The organism is Pseudomonas salmasensis (assembly GCF_014268375.2).
Classification (GTDB): Bacteria; Pseudomonadota; Gammaproteobacteria; order Pseudomonadales; family Pseudomonadaceae; genus Aquipseudomonas; species Aquipseudomonas salmasensis.
The window spans coordinates 2662241-2681458 of sequence record NZ_CP077083.1; the positions used below are offsets into that span (position 1 = coordinate 2662241).

Consider the following 19218-nt stretch of genomic DNA (forward strand, 5'->3'; position numbering starts at 1 on the left):
TGCTGTCTGGATGCACGTGGTGTCCTTGGGTTTTTCGCGAGCAAGCTCGCTCCTACAGGTAAGGCAGTTTTACCAACTTAGCAGCACTTGGGCCCACCCTTGCCGCCGTAACGGGCTTCCTGGCGTTCCCGGAAGAACGCCTTGTAGTCCATCACCGGCTTGTCCGGGTGTTTGGTTTGCATATGCTCGACGTAGGTGTCGTAGTCGGGCATGCCGACCATCAGGCGGGCGGCCTGACCGAGGTATTTACCGAGGCGACTGATGTCATTGAACATGTTTGCAATCCTCGTTTACGCGTCCGGTACAGCCTGGAACGGGGCTTCTTTATCCGTACGCTCTTTGTTGCCCCAGGCGGCGACACCCACCTTGAGCGCATAGAACAGGATGCTGAACACCACGAACAGGAACAGCGCCGTCAGCGTTGCGTTGGTGTAGGCGTTCCAGATCACGTGCTGCATCTGGTCGATGCTCTTGGCCGGAGCCAGGATCTGGCCGTTAGCCAGGGCATCGCTGTATTTCTTGGCCAGCGACAGGAAGCCGATCGCCGGGTTGGCGTCGAACAGCTTGATGAAGCCCGCCGTGGTGGTGCAGATCAACAGCCACACCGCTGGCAACATGGTCACCCAGATGTAACGCTGGCGCTTCATCTTGATCAGCACAACGGTCGCCAGCATCAGCGCGATACCGGCCAGCATCTGGTTGGAGATACCGAACAGCGGCCACAAGGTGTTGATGCCACCCAGCGGGTCGATCACGCCTTGGTACAGCAAGTAGCCCCACATGGCCACGCAACCGGCCGTGGCGATCAGGTTGGCGGTCCAGGACTCGGTGCGTTTGAGCGCCGGCACGAACGAACCCAGCAGGTCTTGCAGCATGAAACGACCGGCACGGGTACCGGCGTCGACCGCCGTGAGGATGAACAGCGCTTCGAACAGGATCGCAAAGTGGTACCAGAACGCCATGGTGTTTTCACCCGGCAGCACACTGTGCAGGATCTGCGCGATACCCACTGCCAACGTCGGTGCACCACCGGCACGCGCCAGGATGGTGGTTTCACCGATATCGTGGGCCACGGCAGAGAGCGCCTCAGGCGTAATGGCAAAGCCCCAACTGCTGACCGTCTGCGCCACGGTAACCACGTCGGTGCCGACAATGGCGGCCGGGCTGTTCATGGCGAAGTACACGCCCGGCTCGATCACCGAGGCGGCAACCATCGCCATGATGGCCACGAACGACTCCATCAGCATGCCGCCGTAACCGATGTAACGGGCATGGCTTTCGCTGGCCAGCAGCTTGGGCGTGGTGCCCGAGGAGATCAGCGCATGGAAGCCCGAGACCGCGCCACAGGCAATGGTGATGAACAGGAACGGGAACAGGCCGCCCTTCCACACCGGGCCGGTGCCGTCGATGAACTGGGTAAGCGCTGGCATTTTCAGATCAGGCATGGTGATCAGGATGCCAATCGCCAGGGCGATGATGGTGCCGATTTTCAGGAACGTCGACAGGTAGTCGCGGGGCGCCAGGATCAGCCACACCGGCAGCACAGCGGCCACGAAACCGTAGCCGATCAGCATCCAGGTGATCTGGATACCGGTGAAGGTGAACGCCTTGGCCCACACCGGGTCAGCGGCAATCTGCCCGCCCAGCCAGATCGAACCCAGCAGCAACAGCACGCCGATGATCGAGATTTCACCGATGCGGCCCGGGCGGATGTAGCGCATGTAGATGCCCATGAACATCGCGATCGGGATGGTCGCCATCACCGTGAAGATGCCCCATGGGCTCTCGGCCAGGGCCTTGACCACGATCAGCGCCAGCACCGCGAGGATGATGATCATGATCAGGAAGCAGCCGAACAGCGCGATGGTCCCGGGAATGCGGCCCATCTCTTCGCGAACCATATCCCCCAGGGAACGGCCGTTACGACGGGTGGACAGGAACAGGACCATGAAGTCTTGCACCGCACCGGCCAGCACCACCCCGGCAATCAGCCAGAGGGTGCCGGGCAGATAGCCCATTTGCGCCGCCAGCACCGGGCCGACCAACGGGCCTGCACCGGCAATCGCCGCAAAGTGGTGACCGAAAAGAATGTGTTTGTTGGTCGGCACATAGTCCAGACCATCGTTGTTGACCACCGCAGGGGTTGCCCGCCGAGGGTCGAGTTGCATCACGTTATTGGCGATGAACAGACTGTAGTAACGGTACGCAACCAGGTAGATGGCCACTGCAGCGACCACAATCCACAAGGCGTTGATCGCCTCGCCGCGGCGCAAGGCCACTACGCCCAGGGCGCACGCTCCTACAATTGCCAGCACCAGCCAGGGTAAGTGGCGTAGCAGGCTATTATTATTTTTCATTTTTATATTCCAGCCAGGGTGGACAGAAAGGACAGCCAGCCCGAGTTTAGCGCTACTGGCCTTAAAGACCAGCCCCCTACGTTGGTCTAGAGCCTTCAACCGGTAAAAAAAGCCGAAATAAACGCCCCTTGATGGCCCCGGGCTACACTCCTCCCATTCACAGAGGGCTTTACCATGACCAAGCATGCGTCCGACCGTCGCCGTTTTCGCCGGATTGCCTTTGATGCTACGGCCGAACTTCGGCAAAACGGCAGCGAATGGCCGGTGAAGCTGCTGGATCTATCACTCAAGGGTTTGCTGGTGGAACGGCCTGACGACTGGAAGGGGAATAAAGCGCTGCCCTTTGACGTCGACATACGCCTGGACCAGAAGACACATATAAAGCTGCAAGCGCGGCTGACCCATGAAGATCCTGGGCAATTGGGCTTCGTGTGCAAACACATTGATCTGGATTCGATCAGCCATTTGCGCAGGTTCGTTGAGTTGAACCTGGGTGATGAGCAAGAGCTGGAGCGCGAGCTGGGCGCCCTGCTGGAGATCTGAAAACACACATCAATCAAAATGTGGGAGCTGGCTTGCCTGCGATGGCGGTGTATCAGACAAGGATGGGTAAGCTGACCCGCCGCTATCGCAGGCAAGCCAGCTCCCACAGGGGTTCAGCAGTGTTGCGGGTTATTCGAACAGCGCATCCAACGCCTGCTCCAGCCGTGTCACTGCAATAATCTGCAACCCCGGCGGCGCCTCTTTCGGCGCATTGCCCTTGGGCACAATCGCCCGTTTGAAGCCATGCTTGGCCGCCTCCTTCAAGCGCTCCTGCCCACTCGGCACCGGGCGCACTTCGCCCGACAAACCCACCTCACCAAACACCAGCAAATCATGGGGCAGCGGCCGATTACGCAGGCTGGACATCACCGCCGCCATCAACGCCAGGTCGGACGCAGTCTCCAGCACCTTGACCCCGCCCACCACGTTGAGGAACACATCCTGGTCGTGAGTCGGAATGCCGCCATGTCGGTGCAGCACCGCCAGCAACATCGCCAGGCGGTTCTGGTCCAGGCCCAGGGTGACGCGCCGTGGGTTGGCCAAATGGCTGTCATCCACCAGCGCCTGGACTTCCACCAGCATCGGCCGGGTGCCTTCCCACGTCGCCATCACCACACTGCCTGGGACTTCTTCCTGGGCGCGGGTGAGAAAGATCGCCGAGGGGTTCGAGACTTCTTTCAGCCCCCGGTCGGTCATGGCAAATACACCCAGCTCGTTGACGGCGCCAAAGCGGTTCTTCACCGCCCGCAGCAGGCGCAGGCGGCCGTCGGATTCCCCTTCGAAATACAACACGGTGTCGACCATGTGTTCCAACACCCGTGGCCCGGCCAGTGCGCCCTCCTTGGTGACGTGGCCGACCAGGAAGATCGCCGTGCCGCTCTGCTTGGCGTAGCGCACCAGCAGCGCCGCGCTTTCGCGCACCTGAGACACGCCGCCGGGTGCCGATTGCAGTTGTTCGGTGAAAATCGTCTGGATCGAGTCGATGACCATGACCTTGGGCTTTTCGATGCGCGCCGTGGCGATGATGCTTTCGATGCAGGTTTCGGTCATGACCCGCAACTGGTCCTGGGGCAAACCCAGGCGCCGGGCGCGCATGGCCACTTGCTGCTGGGACTCTTCGCCGGTGACGTACAGCGCAGGCATGCGGCTGGCGATGCTGCACAGGGTTTGCAGCAGGATCGTGGACTTGCCGATGCCAGGGTCACCGCCGATCAGCACCACCGAGCCGTCCACCAGGCCACCGCCCAAGACCCGGTCCAGTTCGCCGGAGGCGGTGGAAAAGCGTGGGATCTCTTCGACGCTGACTTCGGCCAGGGTCTTGATCTGCGCCTGTTGCCCGGTCCAGCCGGCACGGCCGGTGGGGGCTGCGGCACCGCCACTCTCGATCATGGTTTCAGTCAGGGTGTTCCACGCGCCGCATTCGGAGCATTGGCCCGCCCATTTGGGAAAGGTCGCGCCGCACTCTGTGCAGCCGTACATGCGCTTGGCCTTTGCCATATGAGAACCTCCAACCGAAAAACCGCGATGATAGCTCAGCGCGACGCTGGGGTCCGGATTTCGCCATTAGCCAAACGTGAAGCGCTGTTACCGACGGGGTCTTCGGCGTTCAGGTCGGCGCCTTTGGCTTGCAGCGCGCCCAGCAACTCGACGCGCTTGAACAACCCGGCGTACATGGCGGCGGTCTGCCCTGCGCCGTTGCGTTGGTCGGGGTTGCAGTCGGTGGCCAACAGGCGCTGGGCGATTTTCAGCTCGCCTTTGAAGATGGCGCCCATCAACGCCGTGTTGCCGCGCTTATCCTGCACACAGGCGTCGGCGCCGGCATCGAGCAGACGCTCCACATACGGGCCCTGGCCGTGATAAGCAGCCAGGATCAACGCGGTGTAGCCCTTGTCGTCCTGGGCATTGAGGCCGTAGCCGGACTCAATGAAGGTGTTGAGCATGTCGAGGTCGCCACGACGGGCGGCGTCGAAATAATAGTCCTGTAACTGTGCCTTGAGCGCCACCGGGTCGGGGGACTCGGCATGGGCAGCGAAGGCCAGCATGGCCATCAATAAGCCGATAGAGATGCGCATAGGGTGTTCTCCTGCCAAAGGTCGACGCCCGTGAAGGCGCCGACCGCAACCAACGAATCAGTCAGTCAGTTTTTCCGCCAGCGCCTTCACGCGAGCCAGGTCGCCCTTGGCGACTTTGGCTACGCCGGTGCCGTATTCCGGATCCGCCTTGTAGAGGAACGACAGGATGATGTGCTTGCTCTCGTCATCGGTGGTGGCCAATGAGCCGCCGAAGTTGTTGATCAAGTCCTCGCGCTCTTTCTTGGTGTAGGAACGGTACAGATCACCGGCCTGCTTGAAGTTCTGCTCACGCTGGATCTTGGCCTGCTGGGTGCTGCCCGACAACGGCGACTGGCTGTAGCGCGCCGCTTGCGGCTCTTCCCGTGGCAACAAGCGGCTGGGCTGGTAGTTCACGCCGGTGGTGGTCTTGCCGAAATTCATCGCGCCATCCTGGTTGCCGTTGTTGACGGTGACCCGTGGAGCGTTGATCGGCAGTTGCAGGGCGTTCGCGCCCAGGCGGTACATCTGCGTATCGGCGTAGGAGAACACCCGACCTTGCAGCAAGCGGTCTTCCGACGGCTCGATACCCGGTACCAGGTTGGCCGGGGCCATCGCCACTTGCTCGGTTTCCTGGAACACATTGGCCGGGTTGCGGTTCAGCACCATTTGCCCGACTTTGCGCTCGGGCACATTTGGCCAGATCTTGGTGGCATCCAGTGGGTCGAAATCAAACTTGGCCAGGTCTTCAGGCTTGAGCACTTGCACATACAAGTCCCACTTAGGGAAGTCGCCTTTGTTGATGTGCGTGACCAAGTCATTGGTCATATGGCTGTAATCACGGCCTTGCACTTCGCCGACTTGTTTTGGATCCAAATTCTTGATGCCCTGCAGGCTCTTCCAGTGGAACTTGACGTAGTGCACTTCACCTTTAGTGTTAATCAACTTGTAGGCATGTACGCCATTGCCGTCCATTTCGCGGTAACTGGCTGGGGTGCCGGAGTCCGAGTACAACTCGGTCAGTGTACGAGTGGACTCTGGAACATGGGAGAAGAAGTCGAAACGACGCGAGTCATCGTCTAGGTTAGTGCGAGGGTCCGGTTTAAAGGCATGGACCATGTCCGGGAACTTGATGGCATCGCGAATAAAGAAGGTAGGGAAGTTATTACCGACCAGGTCCCAGTTACCTTCGGCGGTATAGAACTTGGTGGCGAAGCCTCGTGGGTCGCGCAGGGTTTCCGGGGAGTGGTTGCCATGCACCACGGCCGAGAAGCGCACGAACACCGGTGTGGTTTCACCGGCGGCGAATACCTTGGCCTTGGTCAGGTCGCTGAGGTTGTCGGTCACGGTGAAGGTGCCATGGGCGCCCGTGCCGCGTGCGTGCACCACGCGCTCCGGGATGCGTTCGCGGTCGAAGCGCTGCAGCTTCTGGATCAGTTGCACGTCTTGCAGTAACACCGGGCCGTTGGCGCCGGCGGTCTGGGAGTTCTGGTTATCACCGACGTTGGCCCCGTTATCGCGGGTCAGGTTGGCGGCTTGCACAGAGAGGGAAAGCAGGCTGGCGGTCACCAGGGCCAGCGCGTGGCGCGCCGACACGGGCCTGCGGCTGATTGGAGTGTTCATCGAGGTTTCCTCTGGTTTTTTTAATGCACATTCAGTTGTGCTTGCCAGAGGCTAGTGACCTGCGAGTCAGAAGATAAATAGAAAAACACCACAGGCCCGATTAAGAAAAAAATCTGGTAACTCGCTGAAATAGCCGGTAATTCGCGCGCGATTGATGGCACTTTGCAAACTATTTGCGATTTGATGTGTCGATAAAAACCGACAGTGTTAACAGTTGTGTCGAGCAAGCGCTGTTCGACTGAATTACACTGACCTCCACCCTCCTCAACTGTAACAAGGAATAACCTATGGGCGTGATCAGTGAGTTCAAGGCCTTCGCGGTCAAAGGTAATGTGGTCGACATGGCCGTCGGTATCATCATCGGTGCCGCCTTCGGCAAGATTGTTTCCTCATTTGTAGGCGACGTGATAATGCCTCCCATCGGCCTGCTGATCGGTGGTGTGGACTTTGCCGATCTGGCCATCACGCTCAAGGCAGCACAGGGTGATGTACCTGCGGTTGTGCTGGCGTACGGCAAGTTCATCCAGAGCATCATCGACTTTGTGATCGTCGCGTTTGCAATCTTCATGGGCGTGAAGGCAATCAACCGTCTGAAGCGCGAAGAAGCCGTGGCCCCAAGCCTGCCGCCGACGCCGAGCAAGGAAGAAGTGCTGCTGGGCGAGATCCGCGATCTGCTCAAGGCACAGAACAACAAGCCGCTTTAACCCGCGGTTGCAAAAAAAAGGCGCCTCGCAAGGCGCCTTTTTTCTACCAGTAGTTTTCTACCGCCACCTGGCCAGGCCGTCGGCTCAGGCTCAGTTGCATGTCCCGCTGCTTGAGCAACTGGCGCGTGTCATCGACCATCTGCGGGTTGCCGCAAATCAGTACGCGCGAATCCTGCGCCGTCAGCTCCACGCCGGCGGCCCGCTCCAGTTCGCCATTTTCGATCAAGGCCGTAATACGCCCGTTCAATGCGCCCGGATGCAGCTCGCGGGTGACGATGGGAATGTAGGTGAGCTTGTGGGCGTAGTCGGCCAGGTATTCGCGCTCACCCAGTGTGTTGATCAGGGACTGGTAGGCCAGTTCCTTGGCTTCCCGGGCGCTGTACACCAGGATGATGCGCTCGAATTTTTCCCAGGCTTCGAAGTCCTGCAGGATCGACAGGAACGGCGCAACGCCCGTACCGGTTCCCAGCAACCACAGGTCGCGCCCGTCGACAAAACGGTTGAGGGTCAGAAAACCCGTGGCCTGGCGCTCTACCAGCAAGGTATCGCCCACCTTCAGGCGGCTCAGTTCACTGGTGAACTCACCGCCGGGGACCACGATGGAAAAGAAATCCAGATGCTCGTCAAACGGCGAAGACACGATGGAATAGGCGCGCCACACGGTGCTGCCATCCGCCTTGGTAACGCCCAGGCGCACGAACTGGCCGGCGGTAAAACGAAAACCGGCATCGCGGGTGGTGCGCAGGGTGAACAGGCTGGGGGTCAGCGATTGCACATCGAGCAGGGTCTGGCGGGTAAATTTCTCAGCACTGGCCGTCATGGGGGGCTCCGTTTTGCACAGGCCTTTAGTGTCCCTCAAAACAGGCCGCGCAAACACCGATGATTGGTACTGGCTTTGCAATCGCTGAAGGCCCGCGCAGCTGGCCCGCGCGTTTTTGAGCCAGCCAGGGGCTACACCATGGGCGCCTCAGTGGAACTAATTATTTGGCTATTAATGCACCCCGAACACCTCACTAGATGAAACAGCACTTACAACGACATCATTTTGATACTGTTTTTAAGACATTAAAAACGTTGAAAAAACTTCCGCTGCCAAGTGCCCTTATACAAAACTTCAAGCCTTGTACAAAACCGGCGTGCGAAACAAACCCTGTAAGTAAAATATTTTTCAGACTCAGTTGTAGGACTTCCCCTACACTTGTTTTCGAGTTGCATTGGGAGATCAGGACGTACCCAAGTCACACAGAAACCTATGGAGAGTCATCGATGGTCAATTGGCATAACACCCGGCTGCCCAAGCTGGAAGGCGAGAGTGAAATCACCAGTGTGTTTGAGATGGTGATTAACCACACCTATGAACTGGGTTTCGAATATTGCTCTTTTACGATGAGCTCCCAGTCACAAGACACTCAAACAAAACCCATTCTATTTAGTAACTATCCAAACGAATGGAGCCACATTTATAAACAAGCACACTACTTCGATGTAGACCCCGTTGTAACCCACTGCAAAAGTTCGGTACTGCCCATTCTCTGGGAGCAAAAAACCTTTGCCAACACCCCCCAGTTGTGGGAGTTGGCCCAGTCCTGCGGGGTGCATTTAGGCTGGACCCAAGCCGTGCATGATTTCCAGGGGGTATTCAGCATGCTGACCCTGGTTCGCAGCAAGGGCGAGGTCAGCCCGCAAGAGCTTTACGAAAAAGCCGGCCAGGTGTTGTGGCTTTGCCACGCGATGCATGCGGTCGTCGCGCAGAAGTACGCCGACGCGCCCGACATCAAAGCGCCCAGCAAATTGACCGCCCGGGAAACGGAAATTCTCAAGTGGTCCGCGATGGGCAAGACTGCCTCCGAGATTGCCGCGATTCTTTGCCTGTCCGAACGCACCGTGGGCTTTCATATCAGCAGTACCTTCAAGAAGCTGGGCGTGCACAACAAGATCCAGGCCGTGCTGCGCGCCGCTAAAGCCGGGCTGTTTTAGCCTACGCAAAACACCGCATGTCATCGCGTTGAAAAAAACGTAACATTTACGGCCAATTCTGAGTGTTGAGGGTGCGCTTCCCATGGTTGCCCCGCCGTTCACTCAGACGGTCCGTCGATTACCCAGAGCCTTGCCCCGCCATGCCCCTGCTTGACAGCCCTTTCGCCCAGCTCGACCTGATTCGTCAGCCAGAGCAACACAATGATCCGCTGCAAGCCTTCGATGCCGCCGACGAATACCTGCTCAGCCACCTCGCCGCGCAACAGCCCGCTGCCGCCACCCGCGTGCTGGTCCTCAATGACAGCTTCGGCGCCCTGGCGGCCAGCCTTCAAGGCCAGGCGCAGGTGACCTCCAGCGGTGACTCGTTCCTCGCGGCTCAGGGCCTGGAAAAAAACCTGGTGCGCAACGGCAAGCCCTTTGATGCCGTGCCCTTCATACCGGCCAGCCAACTCGCGACCGGGCCGTTTGACCGCGTGTTGATCCGCGTGCCGAAAACCCTGGCGTTGCTGGAAGAACAACTGATCCGCCTGCAAGGGCAACTGGCGCCCGGCGCCGAGGTGATCGCAGGCGCAATGGTCAAGCATTTGCCCCGGGCTGCGGGCGAATTGCTGGAGCGTTACATCGGCCCCATGCACGCCTCATTGGCGGCCAAAAAAGCGCGGCTGTTGATCGCCAGCGTCGAGCAGCGCCCTGCTGCGGTTTCGCCCTACCCAACCCGCTATACCTTGGATGCGCCCGTCATCGAGTTGCGCAACCACGCCAACGTGTTTTGCCGCGAAGGCCTGGACATCGGCACCCGCGCCTTCCTGCCGCACCTGCCAAAAAACCTGGGCAGTGCCCGCGTGGCGGACCTGGGCTGCGGCAACGGCGTACTGGCAATTGCCAGCGCCCTGCACAACCCCGATGCGCACTACACCTTGGTGGATGAGTCGTACATGGCGGTGCAATCGGCCGCCGAAAACTGGCAAGCCGCCCTGGGTGAACGGGACGTCACCGTGCAGGCCGGAGACGGCCTGGCCGGCCAGGAGCCGCAGTCGCTGGACGTGGTGCTGTGCAACCCACCGTTCCACCAACAACAAGTGGTCGGTGACTTCCTCGCCTGGCGCATGTTCCAGCAGGCACGCGAAGCGCTGGTGGTCGGTGGCGCCTTGTACATCGTCGGTAATCGTCACCTGGGCTACCACAGCAAGCTGGCGCGGCTGTTCCGTGGTGTAGAGCAAGTAGCCGCCACGCCCAAGTTCGTCATCCTCAAAGCGCGAAAATAAAAACCCCTGCTTATTGTAGGAGCGAGCTTGCTCGCGAAAAACGTCAACGATAACGCGTGCTTACTGAATAAACGCGGCGTCGTTAAGTTTTTCGCGAGCAAGCTCGCTCCTACATTATTGGTATTGGGGTCAGTGGGTGCTCAGGCCTGCTGCATTCATGAACATGCGCATCAGGCTGGCCACCACGAACAGGGCCAGCACGCTGCCGGTCCAGATCATCGCCAGCCACCCCAGGCGCCGCCACAATGGCTGCTTCTCGGCCTGTTCAATCTCGTGCAACGAAGGTTTGGACATGTTTCAACCCTCCTAGTGATAGCCGTCTTCGTGGGTGACCTTGCCGCGGAACACGTAGTAGCTCCAGAAGGTGTAGCCCAGGATGAACGGGATGATGAACAGCGTGCCCACCAGCATGAAGCCCTGGCTTTGCGGCGGCGCGGCGGCATCCCAGATCGATACGGACGGCGGGATGATGTTCGGCCACAGGCTGATCCCCAGGCCGCTGTAGCCGAGGAAAATCAGCACCAGCGTCAACAGGAACGGCGTGTAGTGCGCGTTACGTGCCACGGCGCGGATCAGCCCGTACATGGTGACCAGCACCAGGATCGGCACCGGCAGGAACCAGAACAGGTTCGGCAGGGTAAACCAGCGCGAAGCGATTTCCGGGTGGGTCAGCGGCGTCCAGATGCTGACGATACCAATCACCGCCAACACCACGAAGGCCAAAGGCCGCGCCAGGTTGTGCATCTGCTCCTGCAACTTGCCTTCGGTCTTCATGATCAGCCAGGTGCAGCCGAGCAAGGCATACGCCACGATCAGCGCCACGCCGCAGAACATCGTGAACGGCGTGAGCCAGTCCAGCGAGCCGCCGGCGAACTGGCGGTCCACCACGGGGATGCCGTCGATAAAGGCGCCCAGCGCCACGCCCTGGAAGAAGGTCGCCGCCAGCGAGCCGCCAATAAACGCTTTGTCCCACAGGTGACGCTTGTGGTCCTTGGCCTTGAAGCGGAACTCAAAGGCTACGCCGCGAAAGATCAGCCCGATCAGCATCAGGATCAGCGGCAGGTACAGCGCCGACAACACCACCGAATAGGCCAGCGGGAACGCGCCGAACAACGCCGCGCCGCCGAGTACCAGCCAGGTTTCGTTGCCGTCCCATACGGGCGCCACGGTGTTCATCATCACGTCACGGTCGACTTTGCCCGGAATAAACGGGAAAAGAATGCCAATCCCCAGGTCGAAGCCGTCCATGACCACGTACATCATGATGCCGAAGATGATGATCACGGCCCAGATCAGCGGAAGATCAATACCCATCTCAATTCCCCTTGTGCTGGATGTGGTCGTGGTCGTTATCACTGCCATCGTCGGCAGCAGACAACGGACGTGCCGGGGTGCGTTTCTGGCCAGGGCCACCATGGGCCGGCTCGGTACTGTCGTGGGTTACAGGGCCTTTGCGCACCAGGCGCATCATGTAGCCCAGGCCCGCGCCGAACAGCGCGAAGTACACCACCACGAACAACACCAGGGTAATGGTCATCTGCGTCAGGCTATGCCCGGAGGAGGCATCTGCCGTGCGCATCAAGCCGTAGACCACCCAGGGCTGGCGACCGATTTCGGTGGTGAACCAACCGGCCAGAATCGCAATCAGGCCAGATGGGCCCATCCACAACGCCAGGTACAGGAACGGTTTGGAGGTGTACATCTTGTCGCCCCGGCGCAGCCACAGGCTGAACAGACCGGTGAAGATCATCAGGAACCCCAGGCCGACCATGACCCGGAACGACCAGAACACAATGGTCGAGTTGGGCCGGTCTTCAGGCGGGAACTCCTTGAGCGCCGGCACCTGCTTGTCCAGGGAGTGAGTCAGGATCAGGCTGCCCAGGTACGGGATCTCGACCGCGTACTTGGTTTTCTCGGCTTTCATGTCCGGCCAGCCGAACAGGATCAACGGCGTGGGCTCGTTGCCGATATTTTCCCAGTGGCCTTCAATCGCGGCGATTTTAGCCGGCTGATGCTTGAGGGTATTAAGGCCATGGAAGTCGCCGATCACCGCCTGGATGGGCGCAACGATCAGCGCCATCCACATCGCCATCGAAAGCATTTTGCGGATCGCCGGGTTGTCCTTGCCGCGCAGCAAATGCCAGGCCGCCGACGAGCCGACGAAGAACGCCGTGGCAACAAAAGCAGCCGTGGCCATGTGCATCAGGCGGTAGGGGAACGACGGGTTGAAGATCACTGCCAGCCAGTCGGTCGGGATCACGCGGCCATCGATGATTTCAAAACCCTGGGGCGTCTGCATCCAGCTGTTGGAGGCAAGAATCCAGAACGTGGAGATCAACGTACCCACGGCCACCATCACCGTGGCAAAAAAGTGCAGCTTGCGCCCCACCTTGTTCCAGCCAAACAACATCACGCCCAGGAAACCAGCCTCGAGGAAGAAGGCCGTGAGCACTTCGTACGTCAGCAACGGCCCGGTGACGGCGCCGGCGAAGTCCGAGAAGCGGCTCCAGTTGGTGCCGAATTGGTAGGCCATGACCAGGCCCGATACCACACCCATGCCGAAGTTGACGGCAAAGATCTTCGACCAGAAATGGTAGAGGTCACGGTAGGTGTCGTTGTGGGTCTTGAGCCACAAGCCCTCCAGCACCGCAAGGTAACTGGCCAGGCCGATGGTGATCGCCGGGAACAGGATGTGGAATGAGATGGTGAACGCGAATTGAATTCGGGCGAGATCTAGCGCCTCCAAACCGAACATAAGTCTTCCTCTGTCAGGTAATACCGGCTGCTGGCTGGGAGCCTGCACCCACTGCCCCCACGGATATGGAGTGTGGCGAATTTCAATTCGTTTCTTTTATTACCCATCGCGTGGGGAATCTGGCCTTGCGGCCGCCAGAACAATCCCGGGGCAGGTTTTGATCTGGATCAAGCATCGTTGAAAGAGTAGTCCCATTTTTGCGGTAGGACTGTGTGGTCTTTTGCCGCGTGACAGCTTGCCTCAGCTCAGTTCTTGCAACTCTTTGTTACAGCTTGATGCTAATCTCGCCATTCTCCCGTTGCCGACCTGATTGCCGATGCCCAGTGAACCTGCGTTGCTGTTACGTCACCACCGCCCTTTCATCGCGTTCTGGCTGGCACGGATCTTTACCGCCAGCGGCTTCCAGATGCTCACCGTGGCGATTGGCTGGAACCTCTACCAACTGACCGGCAATGTGCTGGACCTGGGCCTGGTCGGCCTGGTGGAATTCGTGCCGCGCGTGCTGTTCATGCTGCACACCGGGCACGTGGCGGATCGCTATGAGCGCCGCCGGGTCGCAGCCATCTGCCAGACCTTGCAGGCACTGATTGCCTTGTCCCTGGCCATCGGTGGCCTGACCGGCAACGTGACCCGCGAGATGATCTTTATCCTCGCCTTCCTGCTGGGCGCCGCGCGCTCGTTTGAAATGCCCACCACCCAGGCGCTGTTGCCGAGCATCGTGCCCAGCGCGCTGTTCCCCCGCGCCGTGGCCGCTTCGCAATCGGCCCAGCAGCTGGCGACCATCGTCGCACCGGCCGTTGGGGGGTTGCTCTACGCCTTTGGCAGCGTGTGGGTGTACGGCCCCACCGTGGCGCTGTACCTGATCGCCTGCGTGCTGACCCTGAACTTGCCCGCGCGCCAGACTCCGCTGAACAAAGCCAAGGCCACCCTGGACTCGCTGCTGGCCGGCATTCGTTTTATCCGCAGCCGCCCGGACATTCTCGGCGCCATCTCCCTGGACCTGTTTGCCGTGCTGCTGGGCGGCGCCACCGCGCTGTTGCCGGTGTTCGCCAAGGACATCCTGCTGACCGGCGCCTGGGGGCTGGGCCTGCTGCGGTCGGCACCGGCCGTGGGCGCGTTGCTGATGTCACTGTGGCTGGCGCGCTTTTCGGTCGACCGCCAGGTGGGCCGCGTGATGTTCACTGCCGTCGGCGTGTTCGGGGTGGCAACCATCGCCTTCGGCCTGTCGACCTCGTTCTGGTTTTCCCTGGCGGTGCTGGTGGTATTGGGCGCGGCGGACATGATCAGCATGGTGATCCGTGCATCGTTCGTGCAGTTGGAAACGCCGGATGAAATGCGCGGGCGGGTGAGTGCGGTCAATGGCCTGTTTATCGGCGCCTCGAATCAATTGGGCGAGTTCGAATCCGGGATAACCGCCCACTGGTTTGGCACCGTGCCTGCGGTGGTGATGGGCGGGGTTGGTACGCTGGTGGTGACCGGAGTGTGGATCAAGCTGTTCCCGACTCTGGCTAACCGGGATCGCATGCATGTGCCGGTGGAAGAAACCAAGCCATAGGCTTCACCGCCATACCCTGTGGGAGCCGGGCTTGCCCGCGATAGCGGTGTATCAGGCAACTTTCTGGTGGCTGATACACCGCTATCGCAGGCAAGCCAGCTCCCACACTGGGACTTCATTGGTCTGAGGGTTTGGGCTACAGCACCTTATCCAAGGTAATCGGAAACTCCCGCACCCGCTTGCCGGTGGCATGGTAAACCGCATTCGCCACCGCCGCCGCCACCCCGACAATGCCGATTTCCCCCACGCCCTTGGAGCCGAGTGCATTGACGATCTCGTCATGTTCTTCAACAAACAGCACATCAATCTCGCCGATGTCGGCGTTCACCGGGATGTGGTACTCGGCCAGGCTGTGGTTCATGTAGCGCCCCAGTTCATGGTCCACCTGGGTCTCTTCATGCAGTGCCATGCCAATGCCCCACACCACGCCGCCGAGGATCTGGCTGCGGGCCATCTTGGGGTTGACCACGCGCCCGGCGGCAATGGCGCTGACCACACGGCTGACCTTGATGGTGCCAAGGTCTTCATCCACCCGCACTTCGACGAACACCGCCGAGTGAGTGGCGCTGGCATAACCCTCGCGCTTCTTGTCGGGCTGGCTGTCGACCTGTACCTCCAGGGCCTCTTCACCGCTGTCCTTGACCAATTGCGCCAACGACACGCTCACATCACCGCTGTGTAGCTGGCCGTCTTCAAACCGAACCGAATCGGCCTCCTTGAATACCGGGTACGTCTGCCGGGCGATCTCCAGCAACTTGGCATTCAGCGCTTCGCACGCTTGCTGCACGGCAGTGCCGACGGACGAGACGGTAAACGAGCCGCCCTGCAACGGCGCGGTGGGCAATGACGAATCGCCCAGCACAAAGCTGATATCGGCCATCGCCACGCCACTGGCCTGGGAGGCAATCTGGGTCATTACCGTGTAGGTGCCCGTGCCGATGTCGGTGGTGGCGCTGCTGACGGTGAGTTTGCCGTTGCTATCGATGCGGGCCTTGGCGCTGGCCTTCATCTGCATGGCTTCCCACACGCCGCCGGCCATGCCCCAGCCGATCAATTGGCGGCCGTCACGCATGCTGCGCGGTTCCGGGTTGCGCTGGCTCCAGCCGAAGCGTTCGGCGCCTTCGCTGTAGCATTCGCGAAGGGCCTTGCTCGACCAGGGTTTGTCTTCGTTCTGGTTGCGTTCGGCGTAATTGATCAGGCGCAATTGCACCGGGTCGATGGCCAGGGCGCAGGCCAGTTCGTCCATGGCACACTCCAGGCCGATCACGCCCAGTGCGGCGCCGGGCGCGCGCATGTCCAGCGGGGTAAACACGTCCAACGGCGCCAGCTTGTAGGTCAGTTGCACGTTGTCGCAGTGATAGAGCATGCCGCTCCACTCCACCACGTGCTCGCTGAAATCCTCAAAGCGCGATGTCTGGCCAATTGCGGTATGCCCCAACGCCAGCAAGCGCCCATTGGCAGCGGCGCCCATCTGCAAACGCTGCAAGGTGCGCGGGCGATAGCCGAAGGTGAACATCTGCTGGCGCGTCAGGGTGACGCGCACCGAGCGCTTGAGCGCCATGGCCGCCATCACCGCGAGCGGTAATTGGTATTGCGGGCGCAGGCCCGAACCGAAGGCGCCACCGACAAAGGCAGCAAAGATGCGCACCTGGCGCTTGTCCAGGCCGAAGACTTTTTGCACGTAGGCCTGGCAGTTCTGCGGGCCCTGGGTCTTGTCATGGATATGCAGGGTGCCGTCGGGCTGATACAGCACAGTGCTGGCGTGGGGTTCCATCGGGTTGTGATGCTCGATAGGCGTGCTGTAGTGCAAGTCCAGACTGATTGCGGCACCGGCCCATTCAGCCTCGAAGTTGCCTCGCGGTTTGGGTGGGGTCTGGGGCGACGGGTGCGCTGCCGCTTGTTGGGTGAGCAGGTCGGTTTCGAAGGCTTCGGGCGCGTAGTCGATCTGCACCAGTGAGCCGGCGTGCCGCGCCAGTTCGAGGTTATCGGCAATCACCAAAGCCAGGGGCTGGCCGCTGTAAAGCACGCGGTCGTTATACAAAGGGCGAAAAGGCGAGCCATCGGCCGCATCGGCATCAGCGAAGGCCTCATCGTAGCTGGCGATTTTCGGCCGATTGAGGTGATGGATCACGTCCACTACACCGGGCAAGGCTAACGCCTTGGACGCATCGATGCGCAGCACCCGGCCTTTGGCGATCGAACTCGACACCACGCTGCCATGCAGCAGGCCGTCCTCGGGAAATTCACCGGCGTAGCGTGCTTGGCCGGTGACCTTGAGCAGACCGTCGACGCGGTCTAGGGGTTTGCCGATGGCGCTCATGGCTGTTCTCCTGCGACGGCGGCGTCGCTCAGGGCACGAATGATTGCGCGCCGGGCCAGCTTGACCTTGAAGCCGTTGTGTTCCAACGGTTCGGCGTCTTGCAGCAGGGCGTCGGCGGCGGCGCTGAAGGTTTCGCGGCTGACCGTGCGGCCGATCAGCAAGGCTTCCACTGCGCGGTCACGCCAGGGTTTATGCGCCACACCACCCAAGGCCAGGCGGGCGTCGATGATTTCATCGCCGTCCAGCTCCAAGGCGGCGGCCACCGACACCAGGGCGAAGGCATAGGAGGCACGGTCGCGGATCTTCAGGTAATGGCTGTGGCGGGCCAGGTGATCGGCGGGCAGTTCAATCGCGGTGATCAGCTCATCGTCGGCCAATTGGTTGTCACGTTGCGGCGCATCGCCTGGCAAGCGGTGGAAGTCGGCGAACTCAATCACCCGTGCGCCGCCGCGGCCCTCCACATGCACCCGCGCCGCAAGCGCCGCCAGGGCCACGCACATGTCCGAAGGATGGGTGGCCACGCACTGTTGACTGGCGCCGAGGATCGCATGGATACGGTTCAAACCGTTGCGCGCCGGGCAGCCGCTGCCGGGCTGGCGCTTGTTGCACGGCACCGCGGCGTCGTAGAAGTAATAGCAACGGGTGCGCTGCAACAGGTTGCCGCCGGTACTGGCCATGTTGCGTAACTGCGGCGACGCCCCGGCGAGGATGGCCTGGGACAGCAACGGGTAACGCTGCTCGATCAGCGGGTGCCAGGCCAGGTCGGCGTTGCTCACCAGCGCACCGATACGCAGGCCGCCCTCAGCGGTTTCTTGAATGTCATGCAGCGGCAAGCCGGTGATGTCGATCAGGTGCTCGGGATGGCTGATGTTTTCTTTCATCAGGTCCAGCAGGTTGGTGCCACCGGCGATAAAGCGCGAGGCGGCGCTGCTCATCTGCACGGCCTGCTGCACATCGGTCGGCCTGCTGTAGTGGAAGGGGTTCATGACTCACCTCCCTGGCGGCGGCAGGCCGGCAGCGCGTCTTCGATGGCATCGCGGATGTTGTTGTAGGCACCGCAGCGGCACAGGTTGCCGCTCATCAATTCCTGGATCTGCGCACGGTCGTGGGCGCGGCCTTCATTGGCCAGGCCCACGGCAGAACAGATCTGGCCGGGCGTGCAATAGCCGCACTGGAACGCGTCGTGCTGGATAAAGGCCTGTTGCATGGGGTGCAGTTGGTCGCCGTCGGCCAGGCCTTCGATGGTGGTCAATTCGGCGCCGTCGCACATCACGGCCAGGGTCAGGCAGGCATTCACGCGTTTGCCGTCACGCAACACGGTGCAGGCGCCGCACTGGCCGTGGTCGCAGCCTTTTTTGCTGCCCACCAGGTCCAACTGCTCGCGCAGCAAGTCCAGCAAGGTGGTCCAGGGCAACACGTTCAGTTGGCGAGCCTGGCCGTTGAGTGTCAGGCGTATCGGGTGGGCGACGAACGGCTGGGCCGCCGCGCCATTGGGGGTCGCGCTCATAAACACCTCACGGGTTGGTGTACGTCCGCGGCGTTCAGGAAAATCGCCGTCTTAAGGGGTACGACTTCCCGGTTTTTTGAGCGTTCAAGATGATTGATCAGCGGATATTGAGCGTGGCTTTCAGGGTGTTTTGCGGCGGGTTGATCGAGGTATTGGTGAATTCGAACCAGCCCTGGGCCTGGACGTTCAGGTCGAACACATAGATGTAGCCCATCAAGGTGCCCACGCCGTTGCACGCCTCACTGATGTTGCCGACCTGGCACACCGCTGTGCGTTGCCCATTCAACTCTGCGCCGTTGAAGCGGCCCATGGGGCTGTTGCCCAGGCCGACTTCCATCACCGAAACCTTGGTGGGCCCGCGGTGCTCGCACAGCTGGGTAGTGTTGACCCGCTCCGCGATCGCTTCGCTGCACGTGGCCGATTCCACCTTGAACACCCGCACCTCGCTCAAGGCCGGTGCAGTCGCGCCCCATGCCGGTGCCGCGCCCAGCCACAGGCTGATACTGGCGATCAGAGCTAGACTCCACGGGTTAGCTTTTTTCATGCTGTCGATGACCGGCTGTT

At 60.7% G+C, this 19218-nt stretch carries 18 protein-coding genes; 5 read left to right on the forward strand and 13 right to left on the reverse strand.

From position 1 onward, the window contains the following. Window positions 1-77: 77 nt before the first annotated feature. On the reverse strand, window positions 78-275 hold the full coding sequence (locus HU731_RS11740; protein ID WP_003194308.1) for a YbdD/YjiX family protein: 198 nt from the start codon (window positions 273-275) through the stop codon (window positions 78-80). A gap of 15 nt (window positions 276-290) precedes the next feature. Further along, window positions 291-2357, reverse strand: coding sequence for a carbon starvation CstA family protein (locus HU731_RS11745; RefSeq protein WP_014720014.1), 2067 nt, complete (start codon window positions 2355-2357; stop codon window positions 291-293). Between the two features lie 174 nt (window positions 2358-2531). Here HU731_RS11745 and HU731_RS11750 point away from each other — a divergent pair, with 174 nt between their 5' ends. Then, complete coding sequence (locus tag HU731_RS11750) at window positions 2532-2900, forward strand: PilZ domain-containing protein (protein ID WP_186607162.1); 369 nt, start codon at window positions 2532-2534, stop codon at window positions 2898-2900. A 129-nt stretch (window positions 2901-3029) separates the two neighbouring features. Here the strand turns inward: HU731_RS11750 and radA are convergent, their stop codons facing one another. Genes radA through katB form a run of 3 tightly spaced genes read right to left on the reverse strand, consistent with a single transcriptional unit; the run spans window position 3030 to window position 6571 of the window. Then, a complete protein-coding gene (radA, locus tag HU731_RS11755) occupies window positions 3030-4397 on the reverse strand; it encodes a DNA repair protein RadA (protein WP_003194313.1) in 1368 nt (455 codons plus the stop codon). Between the two features lie 35 nt (window positions 4398-4432). Then, complete coding sequence (locus HU731_RS11760) at window positions 4433-4972, reverse strand: ankyrin repeat domain-containing protein (protein ID WP_186607161.1); 540 nt, start codon at window positions 4970-4972, stop codon at window positions 4433-4435. A gap of 57 nt (window positions 4973-5029) precedes the next feature. Further along, entirely contained in the window at window positions 5030-6571 is a 1542-nt protein-coding gene (gene katB, locus HU731_RS11765) for a catalase KatB (RefSeq protein WP_186607160.1), read from the reverse strand. A 287-nt stretch (window positions 6572-6858) separates the two neighbouring features. Between katB and mscL the strand changes: the two genes are divergently transcribed. Then, window positions 6859-7275 (forward strand): large-conductance mechanosensitive channel protein MscL, encoded by a 417-nt coding sequence (gene mscL / locus HU731_RS11770; protein WP_003194320.1) that lies wholly within the window; start codon window positions 6859-6861, stop codon window positions 7273-7275. Between the two features lie 43 nt (window positions 7276-7318). On the opposite strand, the gene HU731_RS11775 is transcribed toward mscL, so the two are convergent. Next, window positions 7319-8095 (reverse strand): ferredoxin--NADP reductase, encoded by a 777-nt coding sequence (locus tag HU731_RS11775; RefSeq protein WP_186607159.1) that lies wholly within the window; start codon window positions 8093-8095, stop codon window positions 7319-7321. Window positions 8096-8541: 446 nt separating this feature from the next. Between HU731_RS11775 and HU731_RS11780 the strand changes: the two genes are divergently transcribed. Beyond that, on the forward strand, window positions 8542-9252 hold the full coding sequence (locus tag HU731_RS11780; RefSeq protein WP_137204517.1) for a helix-turn-helix transcriptional regulator: 711 nt from the start codon (window positions 8542-8544) through the stop codon (window positions 9250-9252). A gap of 140 nt (window positions 9253-9392) precedes the next feature. After that, on the forward strand, window positions 9393-10517 hold the full coding sequence (locus tag HU731_RS11785; RefSeq protein ID WP_186607158.1) for a methyltransferase: 1125 nt from the start codon (window positions 9393-9395) through the stop codon (window positions 10515-10517). 129 nt (window positions 10518-10646) lie between these two features. Here HU731_RS11785 and HU731_RS11790 read toward each other — a convergent pair whose 3' ends face one another. Genes HU731_RS11790 through HU731_RS11800 form a run of 3 tightly spaced genes read right to left on the reverse strand, consistent with a single transcriptional unit; the run spans window position 10647 to window position 13272 of the window. Beyond that, on the reverse strand, window positions 10647-10811 hold the full coding sequence (locus HU731_RS11790; RefSeq protein ID WP_003194328.1) for a DUF2474 domain-containing protein: 165 nt from the start codon (window positions 10809-10811) through the stop codon (window positions 10647-10649). Between the two features lie 12 nt (window positions 10812-10823). Further along, window positions 10824-11831: a cytochrome d ubiquinol oxidase subunit II gene (gene cydB, locus HU731_RS11795; protein ID WP_014720024.1), complete on the reverse strand. Its 1008-nt coding sequence runs from the start codon at window positions 11829-11831 to the stop codon at window positions 10824-10826. A gap of 1 nt (window position 11832) precedes the next feature. Then, on the reverse strand, window positions 11833-13272 hold the full coding sequence (locus HU731_RS11800; RefSeq protein WP_003194330.1) for a cytochrome ubiquinol oxidase subunit I: 1440 nt from the start codon (window positions 13270-13272) through the stop codon (window positions 11833-11835). A 316-nt stretch (window positions 13273-13588) separates the two neighbouring features. Between HU731_RS11800 and HU731_RS11805 the strand changes: the two genes are divergently transcribed. After that, window positions 13589-14827 (forward strand): MFS transporter, encoded by a 1239-nt coding sequence (locus tag HU731_RS11805; RefSeq protein WP_032895226.1) that lies wholly within the window; start codon window positions 13589-13591, stop codon window positions 14825-14827. A 136-nt stretch (window positions 14828-14963) separates the two neighbouring features. On the opposite strand, the gene HU731_RS11810 is transcribed toward HU731_RS11805, so the two are convergent. The 4 genes from HU731_RS11810 to HU731_RS11825 form a co-directional block, all read right to left on the reverse strand. Next, window positions 14964-17147 carry a xanthine dehydrogenase family protein molybdopterin-binding subunit gene (locus tag HU731_RS11810; RefSeq protein WP_186607157.1) on the reverse strand — a complete coding sequence of 728 codons (2184 nt, stop codon included), beginning with the start codon at window positions 17145-17147 and terminating at the stop codon, window positions 14964-14966. Continuing rightward, window positions 17144-18133: an FAD binding domain-containing protein gene (locus HU731_RS11815; protein ID WP_186607156.1), complete on the reverse strand. Its 990-nt coding sequence runs from the start codon at window positions 18131-18133 to the stop codon at window positions 17144-17146. Before HU731_RS11815 ends, HU731_RS11810 begins: the two co-directional genes overlap by 4 nt. Further along, window positions 18130-18654 (reverse strand): (2Fe-2S)-binding protein, encoded by a 525-nt coding sequence (locus tag HU731_RS11820; RefSeq protein WP_032895224.1) that lies wholly within the window; start codon window positions 18652-18654, stop codon window positions 18130-18132. The genes HU731_RS11815 and HU731_RS11820 overlap by 4 nt, the downstream gene beginning before the upstream one ends. A gap of 97 nt (window positions 18655-18751) precedes the next feature. After that, complete coding sequence (locus HU731_RS11825) at window positions 18752-19198, reverse strand: DUF4879 domain-containing protein (RefSeq protein WP_186607155.1); 447 nt, start codon at window positions 19196-19198, stop codon at window positions 18752-18754. Between the last annotated feature and the right edge of the window lie 20 nt (window positions 19199-19218).

Bases quoted from the DNA above. Each gene is read 5' to 3' on its own strand.
- HU731_RS11745 (WP_014720014.1), bottom strand. From the start codon at position 2,357: ATGAAAAATAATAATAGCCTGCTACGCCACTTACCCTGGCTGGTGCTG.
- HU731_RS11820 (WP_032895224.1), bottom strand. From the start codon at position 18,654: ATGAGCGCGACCCCCAATGGCGCGGCGGCCCAGCCGTTCGTCGCCCAC.
- HU731_RS11785 (WP_186607158.1), top strand. From the start codon at position 9,393: ATGCCCCTGCTTGACAGCCCTTTCGCCCAGCTCGACCTGATTCGTCAG.
- HU731_RS11775 (WP_186607159.1), bottom strand. From the start codon at position 8,095: ATGACGGCCAGTGCTGAGAAATTTACCCGCCAGACCCTGCTCGATGTG.
- HU731_RS11805 (WP_032895226.1), top strand. From the start codon at position 13,589: ATGCCCAGTGAACCTGCGTTGCTGTTACGTCACCACCGCCCTTTCATC.
- HU731_RS11800 (WP_003194330.1), bottom strand. From the start codon at position 13,272: ATGTTCGGTTTGGAGGCGCTAGATCTCGCCCGAATTCAATTCGCGTTC.
- HU731_RS11810 (WP_186607157.1), bottom strand. From the start codon at position 17,147: ATGAGCGCCATCGGCAAACCCCTAGACCGCGTCGACGGTCTGCTCAAG.
- HU731_RS11815 (WP_186607156.1), bottom strand. From the start codon at position 18,133: ATGAACCCCTTCCACTACAGCAGGCCGACCGATGTGCAGCAGGCCGTG.
- HU731_RS11760 (WP_186607161.1), bottom strand. From the start codon at position 4,972: ATGCGCATCTCTATCGGCTTATTGATGGCCATGCTGGCCTTCGCTGCC.
- HU731_RS11740 (WP_003194308.1), bottom strand. From the start codon at position 275: ATGTTCAATGACATCAGTCGCCTCGGTAAATACCTCGGTCAGGCCGCC.
- HU731_RS11750 (WP_186607162.1), top strand. From the start codon at position 2,532: ATGACCAAGCATGCGTCCGACCGTCGCCGTTTTCGCCGGATTGCCTTT.
- radA (WP_003194313.1), bottom strand. From the start codon at position 4,397: ATGGCAAAGGCCAAGCGCATGTACGGCTGCACAGAGTGCGGCGCGACC.
- HU731_RS11790 (WP_003194328.1), bottom strand. From the start codon at position 10,811: ATGTCCAAACCTTCGTTGCACGAGATTGAACAGGCCGAGAAGCAGCCA.
- HU731_RS11780 (WP_137204517.1), top strand. From the start codon at position 8,542: ATGGTCAATTGGCATAACACCCGGCTGCCCAAGCTGGAAGGCGAGAGT.
- cydB (WP_014720024.1), bottom strand. From the start codon at position 11,831: ATGGGTATTGATCTTCCGCTGATCTGGGCCGTGATCATCATCTTCGGC.
- katB (WP_186607160.1), bottom strand. From the start codon at position 6,571: ATGAACACTCCAATCAGCCGCAGGCCCGTGTCGGCGCGCCACGCGCTG.
- HU731_RS11825 (WP_186607155.1), bottom strand. From the start codon at position 19,198: ATGAAAAAAGCTAACCCGTGGAGTCTAGCTCTGATCGCCAGTATCAGC.
- mscL (WP_003194320.1), top strand. From the start codon at position 6,859: ATGGGCGTGATCAGTGAGTTCAAGGCCTTCGCGGTCAAAGGTAATGTG.